Source organism: Ferrovibrio terrae (assembly GCF_943371255.1).
GTDB lineage: Bacteria > Pseudomonadota > Alphaproteobacteria > Ferrovibrionales > Ferrovibrionaceae > Ferrovibrio > Ferrovibrio terrae_B.
Genome location: NZ_CALRUC010000179.1, coordinates 1 through 5,059, shown reverse-complemented (window position 1 = coordinate 5,059; position 5,059 = coordinate 1). Strand labels below are relative to the sequence as shown.

General features: G+C 64.5%; 6 protein-coding genes and 1 tRNA gene. 5 read left to right on the top strand and 2 right to left on the bottom strand.

The window, feature by feature from the left end:
* Nucleotides 1-26 precede the first annotated feature (26 nt).
* Nucleotides 27-404, bottom strand: coding sequence for a hypothetical protein (locus AAG799_RS22210; RefSeq protein WP_341899253.1), 378 nt, complete (start codon nt 402-404; stop codon nt 27-29).
* A gap of 160 nt (nt 405-564) precedes the next feature.
* Nucleotides 565-638 (bottom strand) — tRNA-Cys (locus AAG799_RS22205).
* Nucleotides 639-858: 220 nt separating this feature from the next.
* Here AAG799_RS22205 and AAG799_RS22200 point away from each other — a divergent pair.
* The 5 genes from AAG799_RS22200 to AAG799_RS22180 all read left to right on the top strand — a co-directional run.
* Nucleotides 859-1,530: a protein-L-isoaspartate O-methyltransferase gene (locus AAG799_RS22200; protein ID WP_341899252.1), complete on the top strand. Its 672-nt coding sequence runs from the start codon at nt 859-861 to the stop codon at nt 1,528-1,530.
* Nucleotides 1,531-1,535: 5 nt separating this feature from the next.
* Nucleotides 1,536-1,865 (top strand): rhodanese-like domain-containing protein, encoded by a 330-nt coding sequence (locus AAG799_RS22195; protein WP_341899251.1) that lies wholly within the window; start codon nt 1,536-1,538, stop codon nt 1,863-1,865.
* A 92-nt stretch (nt 1,866-1,957) separates the two neighbouring features.
* The gene (locus AAG799_RS22190) at nt 1,958-3,337 is read left to right on the top strand and encodes a TolC family outer membrane protein (protein WP_341899250.1); all 1,380 of its coding nucleotides are present in this window, start codon (nt 1,958-1,960) and stop codon (nt 3,335-3,337) included.
* A 421-nt stretch (nt 3,338-3,758) separates the two neighbouring features.
* Nucleotides 3,759-4,247, top strand: coding sequence for a DUF2497 domain-containing protein (locus AAG799_RS22185; RefSeq protein ID WP_341899248.1), 489 nt, complete (start codon nt 3,759-3,761; stop codon nt 4,245-4,247).
* A gap of 105 nt (nt 4,248-4,352) precedes the next feature.
* The coding region (locus tag AAG799_RS22180; RefSeq protein WP_341899246.1) for a class I tRNA ligase family protein at nt 4,353-5,059 on the top strand (707 nt) is incomplete at its 3' end.

Here is a 5,059-nt window from a genome sequence, read left to right as displayed (position 1 = left end):
TCGCCCTTTGCGGAGGCGGTGGCCGGCTAGCGTGCGAGTACGGTGTAGCCGCGCTCGATCACGCGTTTGGTGGCCTCGAAGGCCTGCACCAGTTCGTCATTGGCCTCGCGGGCGGCCTTCAGCCGGCCGATGTCGGCGGCGCTCGGATTGGCGATGGCGGCCAGTTCGAGGGCGATCTTGAGGTAGCGGGCACGGGCTTCGGCAACGCGCACGGCAAAGGCCATGAAGGAATCGCGGGTCAGTTCCGGCACCGCTTTCTTCATCACCTCGCGATTGGCGCTGAAGATGCCCATCTCGACCTCTTCGAGGAATTTTTGCAGTTTGCGAGTTGACTCCCGGTCCAGCATCTCCTTGCTGACCAGGTGGTCGACCTTATCGTTCTTGCCGTAGCCAAGGATACGCATCGCCGCCTCCTGCCGCGATAAATGTCTGATATTCCAAGATAGACAGGCGGCGACGGGTATAGAAGGGGGTGTTACCGCTAATTAAGGTTCTGGCCGGCCGATTGCCGGCGGTCAGTTGCGGGGGGCAACGGCGCTTTCAGCGGTCTTTCGCGGGGAAAATTGGAGGTCTGGGCCGGAATTGAACCGGCGTACGCGGATTTGCAGTCCGCTGCGTCACCACTCCGCCACCAGACCTCGCGAGCGCGCCCCTTACTAAGGGTTGCTGCCCTGCGGGGTCAAGGCTTTGCCCGGGACTGGTCGGGGTGCTGTCAGGACTGTCGCGGGGCTGTGATGCCGGTTACCGCCGGTGCCGGGGAAACCTGCTAACCCACAATAGAACCGTTGTTTTTGCGGCATCGCAGCATTATAAACGGCGCCTGTCCCAACCCCGTGTTCCAGCCCCGGATTCCGCCCCATGGCTCAAGCCGAACGCCAATTCGCCGAAGCGCGCCGCCAGATGGTTCTGACCCAGCTCCGACCCAACAAGGTCATCGACGAGCAGGTGATCGATGCCATGGCCGCCCTGCCGCGTGAGCAGTTCGTGCCCAAGACCTATCGCGGCGTCGCCTATATGGACGAGGACGTGGCCGTGGCGCCCGGCCGCTATCTGATGGAGCCGATGGTTCTGGCCCGCCTGCTGCAGGAAGCCGAGATCCAGCCCAGCGAAGTTGCGCTAGTGGTGGGCGCCGCCACGGGCTACGAGGTTGCGGTGCTGGCTAAACTGACCAGCACGGTGATCGGCCTGGAAGCCGATGCCGTACTCAGCCAGCTTGCCGGCGCGACGCTGCAGGGCCTGGGCATCGACAATGTCGCCCTGGTCGAGGGCGCCCTGAAAGACGGCCTGGCCAAGCAGGGCCCCTTCAACATCATTCTGCTCGCCGGCGCCGTGCCGGAAATCTCTCCCGCGCTGCTCGACCAGCTGGCCGAAGGCGGCCGTCTGATCGGCGTGCTGCGCGCAGCCGATGCGCCGATCGGCCAGGCGGTGATCGTCAAGCGCAACGGCAGCCTGTTTCCGCAGCGCGTACTGTTCGATTCCGGCACGCCGGGCCTGCCCGGTTTCGATCGTCCGGCCGGCTTCGTCTTCTGATCCCCATGGCCGACGCTCCGCTGGAAATCGACGTCGCCGACCTGGATGCCTGGCGCAAGGCCGGCCAGGATATCGCGGTGCTCGATGTGCGCGAGGACTGGGAGATCGCCACGGTAGCGCTGCCCGGCACACTGAATATTCCGATGCGCCAGGTGCCGCAGCGGGTAACCGAATTACCACATGACAAACCGCTGGTGGTGATGTGCCATCATGGCGGGCGCAGCCGTCAGGTCACCGGCTGGCTGCGACAGAACGGTTTTACGCAGGCGAGCAATCTCGCCGGGGGTATCCATGCCTGGGCCGAGCAGATCGATCCGGGCATGCCGACGTACTGAGTGCATAAACAAAACAATAAGAGTTTGGGGAATACGGTCGGGACGCGCCGCGGCGAAAAACGATGAAACAAGATGAAGGACGGATGCGCGTCATGAGCTTCACAAGAACCCTTCTGGCAACGGCGGTCGCCGTGAGCTGCATGGCAATGGTGCAGACTGCCCAGGCGCAGTCGCTGAACGAGGTGTTCAGCGCGGCCTACAACAACAACCCGACGCTGCTCGCGGCCCGCGCCGCGCTGCGCGCCACCGACGAAGGCGTGCCGCAGGCGCTGTCCAACTGGCGCCCGACCGTCAATCTGAGCAATGAGCGCGGTCGCCAGTGGCTGGAATACGATCCCCAGTCGGCGGCCAACCGCGATGGTGTGATGAACCCCAACACGCTGCAGCTCACCGTATCGCAGCCGCTGTATCGCGGCGGCCGTACCGAAGCTGCCACCGATTCAGCCGAAGCGCTGGTTCTGGCAGGTCGCCAGGATCTGGCCAGCACGGAACGTCGCGTGCTGCTGGACGCCGTCACTGCCTATATGGATGTGGTGCAGAATCAGGCGGTGCTTGACCTGAACCGCAACAATGAGGAAGTGCTGCGCCGCCAGCTTGAGGCCGTGCGCGAGCGTTTCCGTGTTGGCGAGATCACCCGCACCGACGTGGCGCAGTCTGAATCCCGTCTGGCCCGCGCCACTGCCGACCGCATCTCGTCTGAGGGCGCGCTGGTGTCATCGCGTGCCGTGCTGGCACGTGTGATCGGCGAGATGCCGCGCGTTCTGACGCCGCCGCCGCCGCTGCCGCAGCTGCCGAAAAGCGAGGAAGAGGCGCTGGCGATCTCATATGACGAGAATCCCGACCTGCTGGGCGCGCGGTTCCGTGAAGTCGCGGCCAAGAATGACGTGCGCACGGCCTCTGGTGCCCTGCTTCCGACTGTGTCGCTGAACGGTTCCGTTTCGAAGGCCGACGAAACCATCCGCAATAACTTCGAGACCGAGACCAAGAAGGTTGCCGTCACGGTAACGGTGCCGCTGTATGAAGGTGGCGCGGTCTACAGCCAGACGCGCCAGCGCAAGCAGGTTCACAACCAGCGCCGCATCCAGGTCGAGGAACAGCGCCGCGCGGTGCGCCAGGCTGTTGTCCAGGCCTGGGAAAATCTCAGCACGGCACGCTCGAACATCACGGCGCGCACCAGCCAGGTCGATGCCGCCCGCATCGCGCTGGAAGGCGTGCAGCAGGAGGCCGAGGTCGGCTCGCGCACCACGCTGGATGTGCTGGACCAGGAGCAGGAATATCTCGACGCCCGCGTCGCCGAAGTGCGTGCCCGTCGTGACGAATATGTTGCCGGCTTCACGCTGCTGTCGTCGGTTGGCCGCCTTGGCGCCCGCACGCTGGCACTGCCGGTCGAGTATTACGATCCGACCGACAACTACGCTCGCGTGCGCGGCAAGTGGTTCGGCACCGATGGCGGCCTGAACGCCGACGAGTGAGTGACAGTTCGTTTTCCGGCCCGATTCGTGGTGCAAACGACCGCGAATCGGGCGAAAAACGCAGCCGGACCGGGAATTAGGGGAAAATCCCCTTAACCCAGGTTAACAGTTCGGTTATCTTTCCCGCGCATACCATTGACCTGATTGATTCGGCCCCGGTTCCTAAGCCCTGGCCGGATCGGCGATGGCCTGCATGCCATGGACTGTCATACTGACGGCGACCATAAACGGCCACGCGTAACAGAAGAGTATCGGGCAAGGGATGAGCGACCCCAAGGCAGGCCAAAATGAACCGACCATGGAGGAAATCCTTGCCTCCATTCGCCGGATCATTTCCGAAGACGGGGCTGATCAGCCGGCTGCGCCCGCTGCAGAGCCGCCCCCGCCGCCAGCCCCCGAGCCGGAGCCTGAACCCGAGCCGATGATGGCGATGCCGGATCCGGAACCCGAGCCGGAGCCGGAACCCGAACCGATGATGCTGGAGCCCGAGCCCGAGCCGATGATGGCCGAGCCGGAACCCGAGCCCGACTTTGACGAACCGCCGCCGATGCCGCCGCCGCCGCCGCGCCCCCGCCGGGCTGCGCCGCCGCCGCCGCCGCAGTCAGGGCGCAACGACGACGTTTTCGAACTCACCGATGTGGTGCGCGACGAGATGGAAGGTCTGGTCTCGCAGCCGACCGCCACCCGTGCCGCCGCCCATCTGGGCCAGCTGTCCAGCGCCATTGCCGGCTCGCGCGCCATGGCGATGGGCAACAGCCAGCGCACGCTGGAAGAACTGGTCAAGGAACTGCTGCGCCCGATGCTGAAGGAATGGCTGGACGCCCATCTGGCCACCATTGTCCAGCGCATCGTCGAGCGTGAGGTCGCCCGCCTGACCATTCAGGCGGAAGAAGAGCAGGACCACCTCTAAAACCGCCTGTTTTGCCGCCGGACCGGCCCCGCCCAAGTCTGGACTTGCGCGGCCGGATCGTCTTTATTTTCGCCCTTTCCCGAATGATTGCCGAGTTGTAGCCCAATGCTGGACAAGAGCTTTTCGCCCCAGGATGTCGAAGCCCGCCTGTACAAGGCCTGGGAAGAGGGCGGTGCGTTCAAAGCGGGCGTCAAATCCGGCAAGCCCTATACGATCGCGCTGCCGCCGCCGAACGTGACCGGCAGCCTGCATATGGGCCATGCGCTCAATCACACCCTCCAGGACATCCTGATCCGCTATCAGCGGATGCTGGGCCGCGATGCGCTGTGGCAGCCGGGCACCGACCATGCCGGCATCGCCACCCAGATGGTGGTGGAGCGCCAGCTCGCTGCACAGCAGATGAACCGTCACCAGATGGGCCGCGACAAATTCGTCGAGCGCATCTGGGAGTGGAAGGCGGAATCCGGCGGCATGATCACCGGCCAGCAGCGCCGGCTCGGCGAGAGCTGTGACTGGAGCCGCGAACGCTTCACCATGGACGAGGGGCTGAGCGCAGCGGTGCGCAAGGTCTTCGTCGAGCTGTATCGCGAAGGCCTGATCTACAAGGACCAGCGCCTGGTCAACTGGGACCCCAAGCTGCTGACCGCGATTTCCGATCTGGAGGTCGAGCAGCATGAGGTGAAGTCTTCCCTGTGGTATCTGCGCTATCAGGTCGAAGGCACCGACACCCACATCATCGTGGCCACCACGCGCCCGGAGACTATGCTGGGTGATACCGGCATTGCCGTGCATCCGGAAGACGAGCGCTACAA

Bases quoted from the DNA above. Each gene is read 5' to 3' on its own strand.
- AAG799_RS22190 (WP_341899250.1), top strand. From the start codon at position 1,958: ATGAGCTTCACAAGAACCCTTCTGGCAACGGCGGTCGCCGTGAGCTGC.
- AAG799_RS22185 (WP_341899248.1), top strand. From the start codon at position 3,759: ATGATGGCGATGCCGGATCCGGAACCCGAGCCGGAGCCGGAACCCGAA.
- AAG799_RS22210 (WP_341899253.1), bottom strand. From the start codon at position 404: ATGCGTATCCTTGGCTACGGCAAGAACGATAAGGTCGACCACCTGGTC.
- AAG799_RS22195 (WP_341899251.1), top strand. From the start codon at position 1,536: ATGGCCGACGCTCCGCTGGAAATCGACGTCGCCGACCTGGATGCCTGG.
- AAG799_RS22200 (WP_341899252.1), top strand. From the start codon at position 859: ATGGCTCAAGCCGAACGCCAATTCGCCGAAGCGCGCCGCCAGATGGTT.